Below are 21,988 nucleotides of genomic sequence, written 5' to 3'. Positions count from 1 at the left end.
AGAGTATCTAAATCTGATCAAATAAATGACATAGTATAGAGATGCAAGGCGTAGATTTACATACACACAGTAATATTTCTGATGGTACTTTGTCACCAGAGGCTCTGGTGCAGGCTGCAAGTGCTATTGGAATTCATACGCTGGCTTTGACTGATCACGATACGATGGACGGTTTGTTGGCTGCAGAGCAGGTTGCGCATGAATTAAAGCTGCAATTAATCTCTGGTGTGGAGATTTCTAGCCAGTGGTCGAGACCTGCGACCAAAAAAAGTTATGGTGTGCATATCGTCGCTTTAAATATGCAAAATCCTGCGCCCTTACAAGCCTTATTGATGGATCAAAAGCGTATTCGAGCGGAACGTGCTCGGCAGATTTGTGACTTACTGATACCGTTAATTGGTCAAGATATTTATAGCGATGTGATTGCCAAGGTTGACCATATACCAGATCGGGTTACACGTACGCATATTGCCAAAACTTTGGTGGAAAAGGGGGTAGTTTCACGTCCACAACAAGCTTTTGATAAATATATTAAAGAAGGTAAAAAAGCTTTTGTAAAATTTGAAGGTCCGAGTCTTGCTGAAACCATTGAGCTGATTCATGCCAGTGGTGGCTTTGCAGTGTTGGCGCATCCAACGCGTTATGATTTATCTGCGACCAATATTCGTTATTTGATTGAAATCTTTGCTGAAGCGGGCGGTGATGCAGTGGAATTACCACCGGCAATTGAGCCATTATCGACTCGTCAAATGGTGGATCGTATGATTGCTGCCTTTAACTTAAAAGTTTCTGTTGGGAGTGATTTTCATGGTGACAATATGCCATGGATTAAACTCGGCAACATCCCTCGAGTGAAAGAAGGGCAAGTTGGAATCTGGGACAGTTTTAAGTCACATTGACATCAGGATCTTCGATAAACGGTGAAGTTCGATAATGCTGAATGTTACGGTAAAGCAGATAGAGGCAGCCCACGGCAACGCATGCCCAGAACCATGCCTTGAACAAAAACGCGATGATAAAAACACTGATGGCGATTATGCACAACAGTAGACTTGTCACGCGTTGAGGATGCCTCTTGGTCAGCAAGGCAGATTGCATGGTAGGTTGATGTTTAAAATTGCGATAAGGAATAAAATCAATGGCGCTTGAGAGTGCCAATTCGAGTTTATCAAAATGCCGTGCCTGTGAACTGATACGATAGCTCTGCCCATAACTGGTTTTCAGTTTGAGGAGATAACCGGGTTGATCTTCTTCACGAACGGCATGAATTTCCGATAAATAAGGTAAATCCAACGTAAGCCGTGTTGGAATCTGCTCAAAATAGATATTCCCCGTATAGGGCATGGCAAAGTAGTTTTTCATTTGATGAAAATCATCAAGCTGATCATGCGCATATAACTGCACGATGGTGCGCGTACGTGCCAAATAATGCACCCAAATCTGTTGCCCAATGAGGGCAGAATTCAATTGCACATGAATGTTTAAAAACAAAGTACTCGCAAAGACTTGATGGAGATCGACGCTAAACCATTTCGCCTCTTCAAGTTCATTGAGCTTTAAGAGCAATTGTTGCTGTTTGCCTTGCCACCAATGTTCACGGACCTCTCGATAATCCACAATCACAGCATCTGAACTGCGTAAGGCGTGTTCTTTTAAATCCAAAGCCAATTTGGGATCAATCAAATGCTGTTGAATCCAAAATGGAAATTTGATTCTTTGCGATTTGTCACGAAATATACTGATGACAAATAGAGCACTCATCAGGAATAAGAATTGCCAATTGCTTTGCCATGATGTGAATAATATGCCTTGCCATGCTAGGAGTAATGCGATGCTAAACAGCAACACAACGAACATGAAAATCACAGCAAGCGCTTTGCAAGGATGCAGAATCGGTTGTGGCTTATAAGTGAAAATCCGTTTTTTTATTTTCATGATTTTTCCTTATTATGGGTGTTGTATGGATCATGGATCTGAATGCGATCCGTGCATTCAGGCGAAACGCATACCAATTATAATAAATTATGATCTTTAGCTTGAATCGGTGGTGGGGTGGGTTTTCCTAAAGTTCCAAGAAGTTCAATTTCAATAGTACGCACCATCGAGTCCAATGGAAGGTCATTACTTTGTGTACCAAAGGGCTCTTCAATCTCAGAACTCAGCGCATCTAAGCCTAAAAAGGTATAGGCCAAAATCCCGACCAAAAGGGGGGTCGCAAGGCCTAAAGTAGAACCCAAGCTAAAGGGTAAGACAAAACAGAAAAAATAAACGGTTCGATTCAGCAAGACTGAATACGCAAACGGTAATGGCGTGGTGGCAATACGGTCACAGCCGGTTTGTACGGTGCTGAGTTCCATCACATGCTGATTCATCTGGGTATAAATAATATCTGAAATCTCACCATCTTTGAGCGCTTGCATTAGCTCCCATTGAATCAAACTCAACGTGTACTGCGGTGCATTGGCCTGTTGGTATAACTGGGTGATGGCATTCGCACTCATGCCGCTGGTTTCAACCAGTTCAGTGGGATTGGCGGTTTGATGGCGGAGTCGGTCACGTAAAACGTTGGCAAAGACGATCACATGTTGAATCACACGTTCACGACGGCCTTGACTGAGTAAACGGCAGTCACGGTCAAAATGTCGCGCGTTGGCAATCAAAATGCCCCATAAACGCCGAGCTTCCCACCAACGGTCATAGCAGGCTGAGTTTTTAAAGCCCAAGAAAATCGACAGCACAACACCGATCAGGGTAAAGCCGACCAAAGGAAATTCGGTAAAATGGAAGATATCGACATAGGATAAGCCGCCCACAATGGCAGACAGCAACATAACGATCCCGAGCGGCGGTAAAACCTTAGGTAAAATCGTTCCTCGCCAAGAAAATAGCAGTTTAAAAATACTCGGTTGGTCACGGACGATCATGTTCGAATGATAATTTCTAGTTTTAAAAAATTATGATGATCTTCGGGTTTGCTCAAGCACTTGTCAATAACTGTTTCATGCAGATGAGTGTGCTTGGAGCAAGCCATGTTCAGCAAAGGAAAAACTCCCTTCTGTTGAGATAATGCAATGATCGATCAGTCGAATTTCCACCAGCTGACAAGCCTGCTGAATGAGTCGAGTCAATTCAAGATCGGCAGCAGAAGGTTCTGCACGACCGAAAGGATGATTATGTGCAATGACAATACTGCTGGCATGTTCAGAAATGACATAACGCAGCAGTTGATTGATGGAAATTTCACAGGTATTGAGGCTGCCATAAAAAAGTTTTTTAAAGTTTATTTTTCTTAAATGCGCATCTAGACAGAGCACGCCAAAGACTTCTTGACGTTCCGCTAAAAATTCAAAGCGAAGAAAATTTTGTAATTGTTCAGAATGTTGCAATTCTAAGGCTTCATTTTGAAAATGTTGACTCACATAGCGTTTACCGAGTTCTTTTACCGCCATGAGCTGCGCATATTTACTGTTTCCGATGCCATGAAACTGGCGCAAATCCTCAAGTGACGCATTCATTAGCGCTTGCAACTGACCAAAATGTTGGATCAGGAGTCGTGCGAGTTCGACAGCAGAGTGCTGCTGGGAACCAGAGCGTAGGAAAATAGCCAGTAGCTCAGCATCGGATAAACTTTGTGCGCCTTGTTGAATCAGCCGCTCACGTGGGCGCTCTTGTTCAGGCCAATTTTTAATTGAATTATTCATTATTCTTAGACTTTTTTATTATCAGTCAATCGGCTTTTTCACAGCAGATTGTTGGGTCAGTGCATATTTAATGCTATTGTGAGCGCCACTGCAACAGATAGGTAGCCTGTTCGTGAGCTTTGATTTAAGTGTAATGCCCACAAAAAATATTCTTTTAGGTGTCACTGGTGGTATCGCAGCCTATAAAAGTGCCATTCTTGTCCGTCGGTTAAAAGATGCTGGATTTGATGTGCGCGTGGTGATGACTCAAGGTGCGCAAGCCTTTGTGACCCCGCTAACGTTTCAGGCGCTTTCAGGTAACCCTGTGCATACCGAATTACTCAATCCAGAAGCAGAAGCGGGCATGGGACATATTGAATTGGCACGTTGGGCTGATTTGGTATTGGTTGCTCCTGCAAGTTGCGACATGCTGGCAAAATTTGCGGCGGGTTTAGCAGATGACCTTCTTTCGACACTTTATCTTGCGACTAAAGCACCCGTCTGGGTTGCCCCTGCGATGAATCAGCAAATGTGGGCAGCCAAAGCGACACAGCGTAATTTAAATACACTGGTTGAAGATGGCGTACATGTGATCATGCCCGATGCCGGTTCTCAAGCGTGTGGAGATGTGGGCTTAGGACGTATGCCTGAGCCTGAAGATTTGGCGGATCAAGTAACGGCCTATTTTCATCAAGCACAGCGAGCCATTGCTGAAAAATTTGGCATGCTTGCAGGCAAACATGTGGCGATTACAGCCGGTCCTACACGTGAGTCGATAGATCCTGTACGTTATATTTCCAACCACAGCACAGGTAAAATGGGTTTCGCACTGGCAGCGGCTTGTTATGCAGCTGGGGCTAAAGTAACGCTGATCGCAGGACCCGTCAGTTTAGATACACCAAATGGTGTACGACGGATTAATGTGCAGTCTGCAATTAAAATGTTAGAGACTAGTCTGCAAATGTTAGATGAAGGCTGTGATATTTTTATCGCAACAGCGGCTGTTGCGGATTATCGCGTGGCAGAAGTTGCAGAGCATAAAATCAAAAAAGCTGGCGATGAACTCAATGTGGCTTTAATTAAAAATCCAGATATCGTTGCAACGATTGCGCAGCAGTCAAAACGTCCATTTATGGTGGGATTTGCCGCCGAGACACGCAATGTCGAAGAGTATGCTGCAGGCAAACTTGTGGCGAAAAAACTCGATATGATTGCGTGCAATGATGTCTCACGTAAAGACATTGGCTTTGCTTCAGATGAAAATGCCATGACCGTGTTCTTCGCCGATCAATATCAAATGGAAAAGCGTGATTTAGAGAAGGCGTCAAAACAAGAAATTGCACAGCAATTGGTGGAAGCCATACATGATGCGCTACATCATGAGCCTGAAATGGACGATGAATAATTTCAGTTGATTCCTTAAAAATCCCCGCAATATTCGGGGATTTTTTATGGCGCCTTTACGATGTTTTATTTCAGGATTTATATTGAAAATTCACAATGGAATCGTTTTCATGTTGAAAATATGAAGGTTAGGAAACTACTACCAAAATGGTCATTTTCAACAAAAATATGTCAGCAACAGACCAAGGCTGTCAGTGTTTTAAAACAGCAAAAATGCAATTTAAGTGATTGATATCAAAATTAAATATAAAATTGAGAAATCTTGATAATTTGGCTTGTACTGTGTGTTTTATTGGCTATTATGAAGCAAACAATGAGGAATGTTTGGATCGCAATCTGTGATCGGTCTGACTTTTTCATCAAGAATAAATGCATCATGGGGGATGCAATATGTTTCGATGGCTCACCATTTTTTTACTGTTGAGTTTGGCTGGTTGTAGCTATTTTGTCTCGACAGATGAATTATCTCGGCAGATTGAGCAGCAGATGCAGCACGAGTTTGATCAGAATCCAGATTATCGGCAGTACCATTTACGGATTCAAAATATAAAAGTATTAGAACGTAAGGGATTAAGTTTTAAGGCTCAGGCGACGCTGCAATACGATGGTCAGCCTTATACTGTTTTGGTCGAGATCTACAAAGACCTGCAAGGCTATGCATGGAAAATAGATGAAGAACAATTTGCCTTCATTGACGAAGCTGAAATTGCAAAGTATCAGGCGCAGTTAGATCAAGAGTTGAATCATTTGGTTGAGGAATTGGAACAACCAACCGAGGAGGTTGAACCTGTTACATCGGCGCCTGAGAGCTATGTGGGTTTACGTGAGGAAGAAGATCCATCCGATTATCAATGGACCGATGATGATGAGCCTTTTCCCAAAGGGAACATTACGATCAATAGTCATTGAGCGATGATTGTGATTGCTTTGATGATTTTGCTGAGTTGTGACGATGTTGCCAAACACGTATTTTGTGAGGCGTGAAAATAAAAAAGCCCGCAAAATAGCGGGCTTTTACTTTTATAGGATTAATCTTCTAAAACGACTTTAGGATGATCACGTAAATAGTCTTCTGTACGTTGCATTGCATCTTTAATATTTTGGATGGCATTTTCCACATCTGCAAAGGTTTTGGCATTGCCACCACTTAAAGCCTGACGCCATTTTCGAGCACCTGGTAGATTTTGGAATAAACCTAAAATATGACGGGTAATGATAGAAAGCGGCGCACCTTCTTCCATGCGTTTAGCAATATACGGTAGCATCTGATCGATAATATCGAAACGGTTGGGTAATTCGAGATCCCAAAGCTGACCGATCTCAGCCAATAAATACGGGTTGTGATAAGCCTCACGGCCAATCATCACGCCATCAACATGTTGTAAATGTTGCTGCGTTTCAGCAAAGGTTTTCACCCCGCCATTAATTTCGATCAATAAATTTGGACGTTCTTGTTTCAGACGATAAACATCTTCATAACGTAAAGGTGGCACATCACGGTTTTCTTTTGGCGACAACCCTTGCAGCAGGGCAATACGCGCATGCACGATAAAATTGTCACAGCCAGTCTTTGCAACCGTATCAACAAAATGCAGCATTTCTTCATAAGACTGCATGTCATCAATCCCGATGCGGTGTTTCACGGTCACTGGAATATCAACAGCATTTCGCATTTCAGTAATACATTCTGCAACCAAATCAGGCTCTGCCATCAAGCATGCGCCAATTTTATTGTTCTGAACGCGGTCACTCGGACAGCCGACATTGAGGTTTACTTCATCATAGCCCCAGTCCTGTGCCATCTTGGTACAGGTCGCTAAATCTTTGGGATTTGAACCACCAAGCTGTAACACAATCGGGTGTTCTTCGTTGTTATAGTCCAAATGACGATTCGCACCGCCAAATAATATCGCACCTGTGGTGACCATCTCGGTGTAGAGAATCACATTAGGGTTAAACAAGCGTGCAAAGAAACGATAGTCACGAGTCGTCCAATCCATCATCGGCGCAACACTAATTCGTGGTTGAAGTTTATTTTCAATGGGTTGGAGATCAGTCATTAAAAAAACACGCCTTAAAAGAACAAGATGGAAGAACGAAATGGAAAATGGTGAAGAAATACCAAAAGCTGTCTGAAATACGATGAAAAAAACCGCATTTCAAGACGCGCGCAATATTAGCATAAATTGTGGTTTGGGGCATGGTCTTGCTAGCGTGACATATTCAAGGTCAGGCTAGAAAAAGTCGGAAGTGTGGCTTAAGTAATTTAAATTTTTATATGATTAATCTATAATTTTATAAACTTTATTGTATGGTTTCTCAGCAGATTTAACTGCCTGCCTTTATGTCTTTATTTTCCCAATATCTATTGCAACGCCAGTTTTGTATCTCGTTTGAATATCTAACGACGCAAAAAACGCATCTGGTCCCAACGACATTTGCAGGCTTTCCTGTGTGCATGACATTGGCTGACCGAGTACAAAGTGACACGGATATTGCTCCTTTAGAAGCAATGCAAGACTACCCTCAAAACATTGAAAAAATTCTGCATTATTCGGGGAAAGGTCGAGATATCTCAGATTTTCAAACTTTTCTGAAAGATGCTCAGCAGCACGGGGTAGAGAATTTACTTTTGCTCAGTGGTGATAAACTCAAGCAGCATCAGGATGGGGCAAATGATCCGAGTTTACGGAGTCGTTATTTAGAGTCGGTCAATCAAGTCATGGCAGCCAAAGACTTTGACGGGTTTTATTTAGGGGTGGCGTTTAATCCTTTTAAATATGCAGAAGCAGAAAAGGATGCGCAGTATTTTAAACTGAATAAAAAAATTCAAGCTGGCGCTGACTATGTGATTACACAGTTGGGCTTTGACATGGATGTGTTGAGCAGTTACCAACGCTATATGCAGCAATATTATCCACGTGTGCCTGTATTGGCTTGTGTCATGCCGCTGACATTTGCCCGTGCCCGCTATATGGCCAAGCAAAAAGTCGCAGGCATCGTGCTTTCAGCAGATGTATTAAATTTTTTGCAACAAGAACAGCAAACTGATGCCATACAAGCTGAACAAAATGTCTATGCTCGCTGTGCCTTACAAATTTTAATGTGTCAGCAATTGGGCTATGCAGGGGTTCATTTATCGGCCTGTCATAAAGCGGAAGAACAAGAGAAGTTGCAAAAAGCAATTTTGCAATTTGCCACATTAACGTTTGAACAGTGTTTAGCAAAATGGAAAATGCTTTGGCGTTCTAGTGTTGAGGTGAACTTCCAACCAACGGGCGCAAATAACCATAAGGCTCCAGTTGAACAAGTTTTGAAATATAAAAGTATGCATATCATGCATGAGTTATTTTTTAGTTCAAAACTGGCCAAAGGAGCGGGATCTTATATTTTTGCGGCCAAATTATGGCAAAAACCGAAAGTTGATGCGGCCTTGCTGAAAACAGAATTTATCAGTAAACATGGCATCGTGGGCTGTGAAAATTGCGGACAATGTCGTTTAGGTGAAACCTTATATATTTGTCCTGAAACTTGTCCCAAAGGATTAGCCAATGGACCCTGTGGTGGCTCCAACCTTGACCGCTGTGAGTTTGAAGACCGTGAGTGTATACACTCGGTCAAAGCGCGGTTGGCGAAAGCCGTCGGTCAAGAAAAAATGCTGAAGCAAGAGCTCATCCCTACCGTTGCAATTGAAACTCGGCACAGTAGTTCTTGGAAAAACTGGTTTGTTCCACCGACAACGCCACAAGCAGAACAATAATTTACTGAAAGTATTATTCAGTCTAAAACCTTCATAAAGGTGACTCTTTCAAGCGCTAATCATTCTAAAATCAGACGAATAGTCGTATAAAAAAATGAAAAAGATGAAAGAAACAATTAAGATCAACAGCAGATGAAAATCAAAAATTAAAAATAGAAATTTGAAGAATTTGGGGGAATACCACATGATGAAAAAAAACCTGCTTAGGATTAGCTTTAGTTTTCACATTGTCAGGCACAACAGGCTGTTCAGTTGTCATGGTAAGCAAGCAGCCAAGCAAGAAAAATACCGAAATGATTCAACAAGGGCTGTCTCGTAACTTGGTGATTGCTGAATTTGGCGCACCGATCACCTCTGAATATAAAAATGGCAAACGCCATGAAATTTATACTTTTACTCAAGGTTATTCGACTGCCAGTAAAGTGGGGCGTGCGTTTTGGCATGGTGCGGCAGATGTGGCGACTGTGGGTTTATGGGAGCTTTTCGGAACACCTGCCGAATCCGTTTTTAATGGAAAGAAAATGTCTTATGAATTGATTTTTGATGAAAATGGTCTTTTAGAACGTTATACCTATCTCACACAAGATGAGACCAAATAGTTGAATACAGAGATATTTTGATTGCATGCCGGTAAACAATTGCGCTAAGTTCAAATGGTAGAAAAATAAACGAATTATCCATTGGAATTTAGCAGGCATGATGCTACTTGAAGAAATATTTAAAAGTAAAAAGTCGGAACATACCGACCAATTTAATTTACGCATTCATCGAGGTTTAAGTTGGCTGAAAAAGTCAATTGATCTTCAAGATGATCTCGATTTGCAATTTATAAGTTTGTGGGTGTCCTTCAACGCAATATATGCGCAAGACTTACAGATTGCGCAGGACAAGCAAAGCTTAAGGCAGTTTTTATATGTGATCTGCCAAAAGGATGCAGAGCATAAAATCTACAATATTTTATGGGAACGTTTTAGTCAGCCGATACGGTTGTTTTTGGATAATCCCTATGTTTATCAGGGATTTTGGGATTATCAAAATCAAAAAATTAGCCATGACGCATGCAAAGAGGGCTTGGCGCATGAAAAACAAAAAGTACTGCACGCGCTTAAAGAAAAAGATTCCGTTGATATTTTAATGGTGCTGTTCAATCGCATGTATACGCTACGCAATCAAATGGTTCATGGCGGCGCGACCTATAAAAGTTCGGTCAATCGGAAACAACTTCAAGATGGCTGCACAATACTGTTGGCACTCTTACCAGTATTTATGGTGATTCTTTTGGAAAATGCAGAAACCTTGGATTTAGGCAAACCCTTTTATCCCGTAGTGCAGGTTAGTTAATTTTAAAAAAACTAAAGCCACAGTAATGTGGCTTTAGAGTAATGATCCATACATTTCATTGTGGATATTTTAGTTGACGCGCAGTATAGAGTTGATCGATCAAGACAAAAAATCCAGCAACAATGACTAAGGCAATCCCTGTCATGCAGGTGGTGGTCCAGCCGCCATGATGCCATGCAAATACGCCCAAAGCTGAGCCACATGCACCACCGACAAAATAAAAAGTCATGTAAATTGAATTAATTCGAGATCGTGCAATCGGGTTGAGTTGGAAAATAATATTTTGATTACAGCTATGCACCATTGCCAAACCGAGGTTGATTAGACCATAGCCCAAAATATAAAAGGCGAGGGAGCTTCCACCCATATACAGCAGTCCCCAACTGAGGGCTAAGATGCTACAACCGAGCCAGGTTAATTTTCGGTTGAAACCCAAATCCGCCCAACGCCCAATCCATTGTGTTGATAGGGCACCAAACACACCAACTAACGTTACAATACCGACCCAAACATCTGCCAAATGAAAAGGTGGCTCAGTCAGTAACATGGCGATGGTGGAAAACAGCATACTCATCGCGGCAAAGACACAGCCCCCAATCAGAGAACGGAAAATTAATCGTGGCTCATGTTTGAGTAATGCGCCCATGGATTGGAAAACTTGGCTGTAGGGCATCCGTGTGATGCTGACCACAGGCAAACGCTTTTTGAGTAAGACGGCTAACACCAACATCAAGAGAGCACTGAGGATATAAATCGATTTCCAATGAAACAGATAGGACAATAAGCCAGAGAGACTGGTTGATAACAGAATGCCGACCAATAACCCACTCATTAAAAAGCCAACAACTGCCCCAATTTTTTCAGGTCGAATCGCAACCGTGACCAAAGGGATAAGAACCTGAGCAGCCACTGAAAATAGCCCCGTGATAATGGTTCCTGCCCAAAGCATGTATAGATTGGTCGAAAAAGCACAGAGGGCTAAACCGACAGTCGCACCAAGCATGAGTAATGGAATAAATTTGGCTTTATTCACAATATCGCCAATCGGCACAATAAACAGTAGACCCAAAGCATAAGAAATTTGCGCAAAGGTGACTGTAAGTGCGACCTGAGATTGAGGCACATGAAAAGATTGCTGAATCGAATTGATTAAAGGCTGGCAATAATAGTTTGCCCCTGCACACAGACCGCAGGCTATTGCCATGAGAATGAGTAGTACTTTATTTTGGCTGATATCAATAGGTGACTTCATATTAATTCTTTCCATTGCTTTCATAGCAATATGCTGTTGCTTCAATTTCAATTTGCATATCAGCTAAGGCTAGACAAGGAACTGGAATTAAAGTGCATGCAGGATATACCTGATTTTCCCAATACTGCTGCATACATTGAATTAGCTGTTGATGTTTTTGTGGATTGTAATCAGTGATTAAAATTCTCAGTGCGGCAATTTCATGAAGCTGAGCTTGTGCTGCTTGCAATGCAAGCTGAAGGTTAAAAAAGGCTTGCTGCAGCTGCAATTCAAAAAGCATCGATAATTGGCCGTGTATATTTTCTCCGCCTTGACCAGAAATATGCACTATTTTACATGGCTGCTGAATGACTGCCACGTGACTATACCCATATGGCTGAGGATTATAAAGCGTCTTTGGGTTTAAAAATTGCATGAGCGATGCTGGAGGGTGAGTGTAATTGATTGGCATATTTTTACTTCATGGGATGAGAATTTTGCTAGTATCAAAGTTCAAGTTAACTTGAGGTCAAGAATAAAATGCAGGATGATCAAATACAGGAAGTAGAAAGTGGAAAACCTTGGCTGAATATTGGGGAGTTAGCTGCTAGAAGTGGTGTGAATGTCAGTGCACTACGCTTTTATGAAGATAAAGACTTGATTTGGAGTACACGGAGTTCAGGCAATCAGCGTCGCTATCCGCGCTTGATGCTCCGCCGTGTGGCGATTATTAAAATAGCGCAGCAAGTGGGCATCAGCTTACAGCATGTGCATGCTGCTTTTGAGGTATTGCCAAAGCATAAGGCAGCATCTAAAGCTGATTGGCAAAAGATGTCGCAGTGCTGGCAACAGCAGCTGGATCAGCAGATTATGCATTTATTGCAGCTTCGCCTACAGTTGGATCAATGTATCGGCTGTGGTTGTCTTTCACTTAAGCAATGTCCACTACGCAATCCAAATGACCAGTTGGGACATGATTCTGCTGGGGCGCATTTTCAGCAGATGCTAATGAGCTTAAAAAATATTACGTCAGACTGCATTGAGGATGATATTTAGATTAAAAATAATCAAAGCTAAAAAAAACCTAACAGCAGCTCTCTAAGTATGGATGCTTAAATTGATTTGCAGTCACTAGTATTGTTAAATATATTCAAGGTTGGGTGATTTAAATAAATTAGCTGGCCAATTTATTTTTTAGATAGCGTGATCATCAAGACACCCAGCATATTCAGACCGCAACCGACCCATTGCCATAGGTTTAAATGTTCATTCAATAACGCGACGGCCAGTAAAATCGTTAAAATGGGCCCGATAGAGGCAATCATGGCCGATTGTGCAGCTCCCAGTCGGATGATACTTTGCATCATCAAAATGGTTGGAAGCACGGTTACTAATATTCCGAGCGCTAAACCATATAGCCAGACTTGACTCGGAAGTTGTTGAAGCAAGGCAATGGGCTGCGGTGTTGCAAATAGAAAATGAATAATCGTCCCAACGCAGGCAATGCTCAGGGCTAGACCGGTAAAGTGTAAAGAACCAAACTTTTGCATGAGGCCTGGCGTGAGTAATAAATAAATCGCAAATAACACGGCACTGGCAAAAACCAAACTACATCCGAGCCAAAAATACTGATCATGTGGTGTGGCACTTTGTTCTTGTAGCATCACTAAAACTGTCCCGCCATAACTTAAAATCAGGGCAAGAATAGTTTTAAAACTCAGGGGCTTTTTGAATAAAACAGCGGAAGCCAGTACGGTTAATGTGGGATATAGAAAAAGAATAATCCGTTCAAGCGAAGCACTGATATACATCAAGCCACGGAAGTCGAGCCAGCTTGAAAAGTAATAGCCGATTAAACCGGAAATGAGCAAAAGTACCCAATCTTTTCGTTGAATCGTTTGATAGGAACGTCGACTTAGCCATGCAATGATTAAGAAAAACGGCAATGCACTCATCATGCGTAAAGCCATGAGGACTGTGGCATCGACAAGAGGAGAAAGTGCATAGGTTTGCTTAATAAAAATCGCTTTGGTACTAAACAAGAAGGCAGCAATCAGCGCAAAAATTGCACCGATGAAGTGCGGACTAAGGTTTCTTGACATAAGTTAAGGTGTGCCTCATGACGACTGAATAAATTCGACAGCACAGATCTAATGAATTCGAACTGTCATTTTGATTATAAAAAATGCATCGTGCGAGTAAAAATGCAAAAAAAGAATAGTACTTATTCCTTTATGCATAAGGCATTGCTAGATCAAACATGAAAAACAGCGGAAGAAATGACCAATTTGTTTTTAAATTTTTTAAATCTCAACATGACTCGGCAGATCAAATATATCAGGCTGAAACATTTAAGGTGAAAATTGCACACAAATGGTGCAATAGTGTTTTTTAGGGATAGAAAGTCAGTAGCGATATCATGATGCTAAATATTCAAAAAATTATTTTTTTAGCTAAAAAAGTCAATTCTAAGACTTAAGGCGAAGCATCAGGTGGGGAGGGCAAGACTTCGATAAACCCGAAACGTGCGCAAAAATTCATCGAATATTCAAGCTGACCGATTTGACTAGACTGTGGTAGAAAAAAGTCAGTTTTCAATACCAGTCAGCACGTCAAAACTGTCAAATGAGTCAACGAGCTGATGCAGTTTGAATGAACGACTGGCTTTACCTGACTTAAGTCGATTTGTAACGACAAGTTCGAATCATTAGTTGTCGAATGAAAATGTCACAATGATCAACGCGCTGAAACAATACGCGCTAAAACCGACTAAATTATTTATGTTTTGAGTCTTAAGTAATATTAAAAAGTTATAAGTAGAATAAAAATGAGTAATAAATCGACAAATAAAACTGAATAAATGAAATATCGCATCATTCTTTTCATGAATCATGAGTTCAAAATATGGGCATTTATTAAATAAATATTGGGTAGTATTTTAAAAAAGTTCAATTAGAATCCAAAAATTGTACAAAAACACATCCTGAGGGGAGACATCGCGGATTGCGATGTTTACTTAAGAAAAATTAGCTTGAGGAACGCTCATGCAGATCGGAATTCCAGCCGAAACTGTTGTCGGTGAAAATCGCGTCGCTGCGACGCCTGAAACAGTAAAGAAGTTGATCAGCGCTGGTCATAGCGTCGTTATTGAACGTGGAGCAGGGGTAAACGCTGCTTACATCGATAGCGCCTATGAACAAGTTGGTGCCAAAATTACGGATGATGCCTATACCGGTAGTCAAATGATTTTGAAAGTTCGTGCACCTAAAGGTGACGAAATTCAAAAACTCACAGCGGGTACCACCGTTGTGGGGATGTTTGACCCTTACCGCAACACCGAACTTGACCAATTTGCGTCACAAAACGTGTCTGCATTTGCATTGGAACTTTTGCCACGGACCTTATCTCGTGCGCAAAACATGGACGTACTTTCATCTCAAGCCAACCTTTCAGGTTATAAATCTGTGCTTTTGGCTGCGGCAGAATATCAACGGATGTTCCCAATGTTGATGACAGCAGCAGGTACAGTAAAACCTGCACGTGTTGTGATCATGGGCGTAGGTGTTGCAGGCTTACAAGCCATTGCAACAGCGAAACGTTTAGGTGCCGTAGTTGAAGCAACTGACTTACGTCCTACAGCACGTGACCAAGTTGAATCTTTGGGTGGTAAATGGTTAGACGTACCAATGTCACCAGAAGAGCAACAAAAAGCAGCTGATGCTGCGAAAAATGGTTATGGCTGGATGCCGGGTGAAGACTACATTCGTGACCAAGCGATTATTGTTGATAAAGCCGTATCGAATGCTGACATCGTGATTACGACTGCATTATTGCCGGGTCGTGACGCACCACGTTTAATCAAAGCAGAAACTGTTGCCAAAATGAAACCGGGCTCAATCATTCTAGATATGGCGGTTGAAACTGGCGGTAACGTTGAAGGTTCTGTCTGCGGCGAAAATGTCGTGACTGCCAATGGCGTGAAAATTCTTGGTATTCCAAATATTCCTTCAACAGTTTCGACTGAAGCGTCGGCACTTTACGCACGTAACGTTTTGAATTTCATTGAAACCATGTTTGATAGCGAAAAGAACTTCGCGATTAACCCTGAAGAAGAAATTCAAAAAGCACTACTTGTCACTCATGGCGGCCAAGTGCTGCTGAAACGTGGTTAAGGAGAATCATCATGGTTGAAACGATTACTATTTTTGTCTTGGCAATCTTTGTTGGTTACTACGTGGTTTGGGGGGTAACACCTGCACTACACACACCATTAATGGCTGTAACCAATGCTTTGTCATCGATCATTATCGTTGGTGCGATGATTCAAACCGTTGGTATCCCAGGTATTGTGGATGCAAGCGTACAGTTCCAAAGCATTAACGTGGTAAGTATTTTAGGTGCGATTGCCGTTTTCCTTGCAAGTATCAATATTTTTGGTGGCTTTGCGGTGACTGCACGTATGCTTGAAATGTTCAAACCTAAGCAAAAGAAAAAAGAGGGTTAATCCATGGAATTCATTAAAGAATATGCGGATTGGTTCTACCTGATTGGTGCCGTTCTTTTTATCTTAACGTTGCGTGGTTTGTCTGGTCCGAAAACTGCGATTCAGGGTAACCGTTACGGCATGATCGCAATGGCAATTGCTGTAATTACTACATTCTTTGTTGCAGATCATCCCGTGATTTGGATGATTGTGGGTGCAATGGTGTTGGGTGCAGTCGTAGGTATTGCACGTGCAAAAACAGTTCCGATGACGCAAATGCCTGAAACTGTGGCACTGATGCACTCATTGGTCGGTTTGGCTGCGGTACTGATTGCGATCGCTGCAATTCTACATAACAACCAATTGACTGCGGCATTCGCAGGAAATGAAGCGGTATTAACAGCTGCGGGTGTAGAACATGCTCATATGAGCAAAGTTCATTTATTTGAATTGTTTGTAGGCTGTTTCGTTGGTGCGATTACCTTCACAGCATCGGTATTTGCTTACGGTAAATTGGCTGCGAAGAAATGGGCAAAAACCATTTCAGGTGGATGGGTAAAACCTGTTCAAGCCTTAATTTTCCTTGCGATGTTGGCGTGTGGTATCTACTTCTTCACTACAGGCAACATGAATGCTTTCTGGGCAATGACTGTTCTTGCACTTGCATTTGGTTGGGTATGGATTGCGCCAGTAGGCGGTGGTGATATGCCAGTGGTGGTATCGCTACTGAACTCGTTCTCAGGTTGGGCTGCAGCAGGGATTGGTTTCACGCTTGAAAACAACATGCTGATTGTTGCAGGTTCACTGGTTGGTTCATCGGGTGCGATTCTGTCTTACATCATGTGTAAAGCCATGAACCGTTCAATCATCAACGTCTTGTTTGGTGGTGCAATGGGTGGTACAGCAGTAGCGGCGGCGGATAATGGTGAAAAAGCACAGCGTAATCACCGTTCAGGTTCTGCAGACGATGCTGGCTTCTTGATGTCAAATGCGGATAGCGTTGTGATCGTACCGGGTTATGGTATGGCGCAAGGTCGTGCACAAAATGCCGTGAAAGAATTGTGTGAAATCTTAAAAGAGCAAGGTGTAAAAGTTCGTTTTGCGATTCACCCTGTGGCAGGTCGTATGCCGGGCCACATGAACGTACTTTTAGCTGAAGCTGACGTTGCATATGAAGACATTCTTGAAATGGACGAGATCAACTCTGACTTCCCTGCAACAGATGTAGTACTCGTGATTGGTGCGAATGACGTTGTGAACCCAGCGGCAAAAGACGATCCAAGTTCTCCAATTTACGGTATGCCAATCCTTGAAGCGCATAAAGCACGTACCATTATGGTGATCAAACGCTCTATGGCTACAGGCTACGCAGGTCTAGACAATGACTTGTTCTATAACGATAAAACGATGATGATCTTCGGTGATGCGAAGAAAGTTGTGGAAGATATGACAAAAGCCATTAATGGCGGTGGTCATTAATCCATATTGCCAAAGTCCCGCTGTGATAAAGCGGGATTGAGGAAGATTTAAACCACCTTCGGGTGGTTTTTTGTTTTCTTCGCTTTTATTTTCTTGGCTTTTGATTAATGAATGCTTCACACTAAAAGTGCACAAATATTTAGCGCATCAGGTGCTTGAATCAAATTGATGCGTGTTTTGAAACCAAGGTACAGATCGATGAGCTGTTTTGTTCCATTAAATTCGATCTCAGTGATTCAAAATATTGTCGCGAACTGGTTTTGTGACGCAATGCATTGAAAAATAATTAATTGTCTGAAATTTGGTATTCTTTTTGCACAGCATGGTTATTCTTGGGGGAATAATCATGAAAAAAACATACTTGATGGCACTGTTTCTGAGTGTCCTGACATCGACTGCATGGGCAGTTGACCCGCAAATCGCCAGTAATATTCAAGAAATTCGTATCTCGCTCGACAGTATTTGGGTGGTACTGGGCGGTATCTTGGTGTTCTTTATGCAAGCCGGATTTGCCATGATCGAAAGTGGTTCAGTTCGCAGTAAAAATACCGTGAATGTACTCATGAAAAACTACATGGATGCCTGCTTGGGTGGTCTGGTGTTTTGGTTGGTGGGTTTTGGTCTGATGTTTGGGGTCAATACCACGGGCTGGTTTGGCTTCAGTCATTTTGCACCCGATCAACTGGATGATTGGCACTGGAACCTTCTATTTTTCCAAATGATGTTTGCTGCAACGGCAACCACCATTGCCAGTGGTGCAATGGCAGAGCGGATTCATTTTGTCGCTTATGTGGTGAGTGCGGCCGTTGTCTCAGGTCTGATTTATCCTGTCTTTGGTAGTTGGGCATGGGGCAGTTTATTTGGCGGAGACGGTTGGTTAAAAGCACTCGGGTTTATCGATTTTGCAGGTTCGACCGTGGTGCATTCAATGGGCGGCTGGGTTGCCTTGGCTGGCATCATTGTATTGGGACCACGTTTGGGTCGATTTGGACGCAATGGGCAAAGCCATTATTTACCAGGGCATAACTTACCTTTGGTAGCATTAGGCGGTTTTATTTTATGGTTAGCATGGTTTGGTTTTAATGCAGGCTCGACCATTAATGCCAATGTCAGCGTAGGACGTATTGCTTTAAATACGCATCTTGCGGCGTGTGCTGCCGTGGTTGCATATATGTTGCTCTGTCTCATCCGATCTAAAGCCATTTTGATCCGCAGTACGATCAATGCCTCACTGGGTGGCTTGGTTGCCATTACGGCAGGCTGTGCAACGATGTCTCCACTGTATGCGGTCATCACCGGTTTATGTGCAGGTGTGATGGTGACCTTCCTACCAATGCTCATGGAAAAAATGAAACTGGATGATGTGGTTGATGCGGTGACCGTGCATGGATTCTGTGGCGCATGGGGAACATTGGCTGCAGGGATCTTCCTTGAAAATAATATGTTTAATGGCGATGTCATCGCGATACAAGGGCTTGGAGTGATTGCAGCCTTTTTATGGGGCTTTGGCGTTGCGTTCATTGTATTTAAGGTCTTAGATAAATTGTTGGGTGGCTTACGGGTGAGTAAGCAACATGAACAACGTGGTTTGGACTATACCGAGCATGCTGAATTGTCTTATCCCGAGTTTCAAAAAGATGTGACTTTTGAAACGGATGATATGACCAAACGTCATTAATAGGAGTAAAGCAATGAGCACCGAACTGTTGAATTTAGCACAACGCCGCGAAGCTTTAGAAAAAGGCTTACAACAATTTATTCATGGGACTTTACTCGACAGTGCGCTACGGCACTGGGAACAGCAGTACAGCATGAAACCGTCATTTGTCTTAAATCGCTTCTTAAATGATATCTGTACCACAGAGGAGCTTCGCTTTTATCGTAAAGATATGCTGAAGCAAGTTTTGTATGAGTTATCTACCTTAGAAAAGCAGGAACTGTTACGTGCTGAAAAACCACAGGAGCAGGTGCAAGAAGACGAGCTCATTGCAGAGACCATTAGCGAAGCTTTTTTAGGCTTTATCGAGTCAGTCATGCTGACGGTGAAATCTACAGATCAGGCTGATTTCACCCAAGATGTGATTGAGCAATTAGAAGAAATCGGGCTGGCAATTGCGGCAAATGCACAAATAAATACGGCGAGTTTTGTCGAGTTTTTGCCCTTGACCAGTTATGCCAAAGTTTTAACGAGCATTTATGAAGTGTATTGTGACTTTTATGGCCCGATGCGTGCAGACCAAGTTTATGCACAAACCAAGCTGAAAATTAAAGCCAATTATCCTGAGGTGGATTTACATCAACTGGTTTAGTGCCGGGGGGAAACACCATGAAGCTGATAGTCCTTGGTGTATAAAATCAAGGGATAAAAAAAGCGACCTAATTAGGTCGCTTTTTTCTGGAAGCTTAAGCTACAGTTTCTGGAGCTGTACGCCATAAGCTTTCTAAATCATAGAATTTACGTGCTGTAGGTAACATCACATGTACCACTACAAAACCGAGATCAATCAGGATCCATTCTGCATCACGTTCGCCTTCAACACCGATAGGGCGGAATCCAGCTTTACGTGCTTCTTCTGCCACGTTGTCTGCAAGAGACTTAATGTGACGAGTTGAAGTACCGCTCGCAATAACAATCGCATCTGCTACGTTGCTGATAGTGCTGATATCAAGTTCAATAATATCTTTGGCTTTTACATCTTCAAGTGCTTCACGTACAACAGCTAAGCAAGCTTGTACGTCTTTGATTTGCGTTGATTTTGCGAGATCGAGAGAATTAGAAGCGCTGGGCGATGGTTCTAAATTCATAGAGGGTATGATTTCCTGACAATTTTACATGGTCTAATATAGCGGTTTTGTTGCTGAATTTCAAATCAACACGTCATTGACCATTAGCTAAATGAGGGAAGTATTTGTCTTTCCACGCAAAAGAATGTGATGAGTTGCTTCGTGGTCGGTATTCAGCCGCGATGTAACCTGTATATTGGCTTTGATCTAACCATTTAAAAATCTCTGCAAATGGAATCTGCGCTGAGTCAGGTTCATGTCGCCCCGGACAGTCAGCAAACTGTATGTGACCGATATCCTGAATATTTTCTGCCAAAGTACTGAGAATATCTTCACCCATCATCGCCATGTGGTAGCAGTCATATTGCATCTTCAAAGTAGAGTGTTGTACAGCTTCAAGCATTTCCTGAGCTTGGGCAATATTTTGCACCAAAAAGCGCGGCATATCAGTGCCATTAATCATTTCAAATACCGGTTGAATATGATGTTCGGACAACATGTGGCATGCCAGTTTAAGGTTGCTCGACAAGGTATTTAAACATGGGAGTAAGTCTGCATCTTGTGGCTGTTTGCCGGCTAAAATATTGACACTCGGTACATTTAACGCAGTGGCATAGCGAATACATTGCTCTAAGGCCTGATGAAATTGATTTTCACGCCCCGGAACTCCCGCAAGACCATCGCCGCCTTGCATCAAATCACCCGCAGGGACATTAATTAAACACAGGCTTAAATCATTGATAGTGAGCTGGGTTTGGATTTGCTCAATACTCAGCTCATACGGAAACTGAATTTCTACATGCTTAAAACCATGTTCACGAGCCAAAGCAAAACGCTCTAACAACGGCACTTCGGTAAAAATCATGGATAAATTAACCGCGAGCTGAGTCATGTATATCGTCCTTGAAGCAATTTACTTCTAAAGTGAAAGTCGTTAGTTTTGTTCGACATGTTGAATGATGGTGGCTAAATCTTTTTCTGCAAAACCATTGTCCTGATGGGCTTTGAGTTGCGATAAAGCAAGGCTGGCAACAGGGATGCTTAACTCAAACTCGGCGGCCAGTTGGACTGCATTATTCAGGTCTTTAGATAAAGTTTGAACTTTCCATTGCACGGGTTCGAACTGATGCGAGGCCATACGTGGAGTTAAAATCTGAAAAGGTTTTGAGTCTGCAAAACCACCGGCAAGCGCTGGTGCTAATAACGTGGTGTCTACACCTGATTTCTCGGCCAATGCAACGGCTTCGGCGATTAACGTACTATTGGCAGCAACGATCAGCTGATTACAAATTTTGGTGGCTTGACCTGTACCTGAGTCGCCCATGCGGGTAACACGTTGAGATAAAACATTGTAAATCAGACTCAAATCTTGAATCGTTTGAGCATCACCACCGGCAAAGATGACCAAAGTGCCTTGTTCAGCACCTGTTGTGCCCCCCGAAACAGGAGAGTCAATCCAAGTGACTTGTTTCAACTTTGCAGCTTGAGCCAATTGATGGGATTGATTCACAGAAAGACTCGAGAAGTCGACAATAATTTGTCCTGCCGCTAAATGGGTTTCGATGCTTGCATACACCGCGGCAACAGCAGCATCATCTGCGAGACAAGATAAAACCACAGGATAATGGGCAATCTTGTCCAATTGAAGCGCTGTCGCGCCAATCGCAATCAACTCATCACACGCAGCGGCAGTTCTGTTCCATACCGCAACTTCAAATCCTGCCTGAATGAGACGCGTGGCCATACGGCTACCCATCAGCCCCATACCTAGAAATGCAATTTTTGTATTACGATCAAACGCCATGTGCTGTACTCAATCTATCCTG

At 42.5% G+C, this 21,988-nt stretch carries 22 protein-coding genes; 12 read left to right on the top strand and 10 right to left on the bottom strand.

The window, feature by feature from the left end; translation table 11 throughout:
- Positions 1-41 precede the first annotated feature (41 nt).
- A complete protein-coding gene (locus FTU36_RS11545; RefSeq protein WP_180117971.1) occupies positions 42-899 on the top strand; it encodes a PHP domain-containing protein in 858 nt (285 codons plus the stop codon).
- Here FTU36_RS11545 and FTU36_RS11540 read toward each other — a convergent pair.
- The 3 genes from FTU36_RS11540 to radC form a co-directional block, all read right to left on the bottom strand.
- Positions 886-1,935, bottom strand: a complete 1,050-nt coding sequence (locus FTU36_RS11540; protein ID WP_111885438.1) for a hypothetical protein — start codon at positions 1,933-1,935, stop codon at positions 886-888. The genes FTU36_RS11545 and FTU36_RS11540 overlap by 14 nt on opposite strands.
- A gap of 77 nt (positions 1,936-2,012) precedes the next feature.
- Positions 2,013-2,924: a bestrophin family protein gene (locus FTU36_RS11535; RefSeq protein ID WP_078191309.1), complete on the bottom strand. Its 912-nt coding sequence runs from the start codon at positions 2,922-2,924 to the stop codon at positions 2,013-2,015.
- Between the two features lie 75 nt (positions 2,925-2,999).
- Entirely contained in the window at positions 3,000-3,701 is a 702-nt protein-coding gene (gene radC / locus FTU36_RS11530; protein WP_180117969.1) for a DNA repair protein RadC, read from the bottom strand.
- Positions 3,702-3,813: 112 nt separating this feature from the next.
- Here radC and coaBC point away from each other — a divergent pair, with 112 nt between their 5' ends.
- Together coaBC and FTU36_RS11520 are read left to right on the top strand one after the other, a co-directional pair.
- Positions 3,814-5,085, top strand: coding sequence for a bifunctional phosphopantothenoylcysteine decarboxylase/phosphopantothenate--cysteine ligase CoaBC (gene coaBC / locus FTU36_RS11525; protein WP_180117967.1), 1,272 nt, complete (start codon positions 3,814-3,816; stop codon positions 5,083-5,085).
- A gap of 389 nt (positions 5,086-5,474) precedes the next feature.
- Entirely contained in the window at positions 5,475-5,993 is a 519-nt protein-coding gene (locus tag FTU36_RS11520; RefSeq protein WP_180022583.1) for an Asp-tRNA(Asn)/Glu-tRNA(Gln) amidotransferase subunit GatC, read from the top strand.
- Positions 5,994-6,112: 119 nt separating this feature from the next.
- On the opposite strand, the gene dusA is transcribed toward FTU36_RS11520, so the two are convergent.
- Entirely contained in the window at positions 6,113-7,144 is a 1,032-nt protein-coding gene (gene dusA / locus FTU36_RS11515) for a tRNA dihydrouridine(20/20a) synthase DusA (RefSeq protein ID WP_180022582.1), read from the bottom strand.
- A gap of 284 nt (positions 7,145-7,428) precedes the next feature.
- On the opposite strand from dusA, the gene FTU36_RS11510 reads away from it, so the two are divergent.
- From FTU36_RS11510 to FTU36_RS11500, 3 genes are all read left to right on the top strand, one after another.
- Positions 7,429-8,844: a methylenetetrahydrofolate reductase C-terminal domain-containing protein gene (locus FTU36_RS11510; RefSeq protein ID WP_180117965.1), complete on the top strand. Its 1,416-nt coding sequence runs from the start codon at positions 7,429-7,431 to the stop codon at positions 8,842-8,844.
- A 227-nt stretch (positions 8,845-9,071) separates the two neighbouring features.
- A complete protein-coding gene (locus FTU36_RS11505) occupies positions 9,072-9,443 on the top strand; it encodes a hypothetical protein (protein WP_180117963.1) in 372 nt (123 codons plus the stop codon).
- A 97-nt stretch (positions 9,444-9,540) separates the two neighbouring features.
- Positions 9,541-10,185 (top strand): HEPN domain-containing protein, encoded by a 645-nt coding sequence (locus tag FTU36_RS11500; RefSeq protein WP_180022580.1) that lies wholly within the window; start codon positions 9,541-9,543, stop codon positions 10,183-10,185.
- Positions 10,186-10,240: 55 nt separating this feature from the next.
- Here the strand turns inward: FTU36_RS11500 and FTU36_RS11495 are convergent, their stop codons facing one another.
- A complete protein-coding gene (locus tag FTU36_RS11495) occupies positions 10,241-11,437 on the bottom strand; it encodes an MFS transporter (RefSeq protein WP_180117961.1) in 1,197 nt (398 codons plus the stop codon).
- A 1-nt stretch (position 11,438) separates the two neighbouring features.
- Positions 11,439-11,852, bottom strand: coding sequence for a Rid family hydrolase (locus tag FTU36_RS11490; protein ID WP_257224842.1), 414 nt, complete (start codon positions 11,850-11,852; stop codon positions 11,439-11,441).
- A gap of 104 nt (positions 11,853-11,956) precedes the next feature.
- Here FTU36_RS11490 and soxR point away from each other — a divergent pair, with 104 nt between their 5' ends.
- Complete coding sequence (gene soxR / locus FTU36_RS11485; protein WP_168378720.1) at positions 11,957-12,472, top strand: redox-sensitive transcriptional activator SoxR; 516 nt, start codon at positions 11,957-11,959, stop codon at positions 12,470-12,472.
- Positions 12,473-12,603: 131 nt separating this feature from the next.
- Here the strand turns inward: soxR and FTU36_RS11480 are convergent, their stop codons facing one another.
- On the bottom strand, positions 12,604-13,518 hold the full coding sequence (locus FTU36_RS11480) for a DMT family transporter (protein ID WP_180117959.1): 915 nt from the start codon (positions 13,516-13,518) through the stop codon (positions 12,604-12,606).
- Between the two features lie 942 nt (positions 13,519-14,460).
- On the opposite strand from FTU36_RS11480, the gene FTU36_RS11475 reads away from it, so the two are divergent.
- The 5 genes from FTU36_RS11475 to FTU36_RS11455 all read left to right on the top strand — a co-directional run bounded on the left by FTU36_RS11475 (position 14,461) and on the right by FTU36_RS11455 (position 19,687).
- Positions 14,461-15,588 (top strand): Re/Si-specific NAD(P)(+) transhydrogenase subunit alpha, encoded by a 1,128-nt coding sequence (locus FTU36_RS11475; RefSeq protein WP_078191288.1) that lies wholly within the window; start codon positions 14,461-14,463, stop codon positions 15,586-15,588.
- An 11-nt stretch (positions 15,589-15,599) separates the two neighbouring features.
- On the top strand, positions 15,600-15,920 hold the full coding sequence (locus FTU36_RS11470) for a proton-translocating transhydrogenase family protein (RefSeq protein WP_078191287.1): 321 nt from the start codon (positions 15,600-15,602) through the stop codon (positions 15,918-15,920).
- A 3-nt stretch (positions 15,921-15,923) separates the two neighbouring features.
- Positions 15,924-17,378 (top strand): NAD(P)(+) transhydrogenase (Re/Si-specific) subunit beta, encoded by a 1,455-nt coding sequence (locus FTU36_RS11465; RefSeq protein WP_180010925.1) that lies wholly within the window; start codon positions 15,924-15,926, stop codon positions 17,376-17,378.
- Between the two features lie 346 nt (positions 17,379-17,724).
- Entirely contained in the window at positions 17,725-19,056 is a 1,332-nt protein-coding gene (locus FTU36_RS11460) for an ammonium transporter (RefSeq protein WP_180022576.1), read from the top strand.
- A 13-nt stretch (positions 19,057-19,069) separates the two neighbouring features.
- Entirely contained in the window at positions 19,070-19,687 is a 618-nt protein-coding gene (locus FTU36_RS11455) for a hypothetical protein (protein WP_180089752.1), read from the top strand.
- Between the two features lie 94 nt (positions 19,688-19,781).
- Here FTU36_RS11455 and rsfS read toward each other — a convergent pair whose 3' ends face one another.
- From rsfS to FTU36_RS11440, 3 genes are all read right to left on the bottom strand, one after another.
- Entirely contained in the window at positions 19,782-20,183 is a 402-nt protein-coding gene (gene rsfS / locus FTU36_RS11450; RefSeq protein WP_078191283.1) for a ribosome silencing factor, read from the bottom strand.
- Between the two features lie 73 nt (positions 20,184-20,256).
- Positions 20,257-21,054, bottom strand: coding sequence for a hydroxypyruvate isomerase family protein (locus tag FTU36_RS11445; protein WP_078191282.1), 798 nt, complete (start codon positions 21,052-21,054; stop codon positions 20,257-20,259).
- 42 nt (positions 21,055-21,096) lie between these two features.
- Complete coding sequence (locus tag FTU36_RS11440; RefSeq protein ID WP_180117957.1) at positions 21,097-21,966, bottom strand: NAD(P)-dependent oxidoreductase; 870 nt, start codon at positions 21,964-21,966, stop codon at positions 21,097-21,099.
- Positions 21,967-21,988: the final 22 nt, after the last annotated feature.

It is taken from the genome of Acinetobacter sp. YH12096 (assembly GCF_013419215.1).
GTDB classification, from domain to species: domain Bacteria; phylum Pseudomonadota; class Gammaproteobacteria; order Pseudomonadales; family Moraxellaceae; genus Acinetobacter; species Acinetobacter amyesii.
This window is presented reverse-complemented; position numbering and strand designations above follow the sequence as displayed.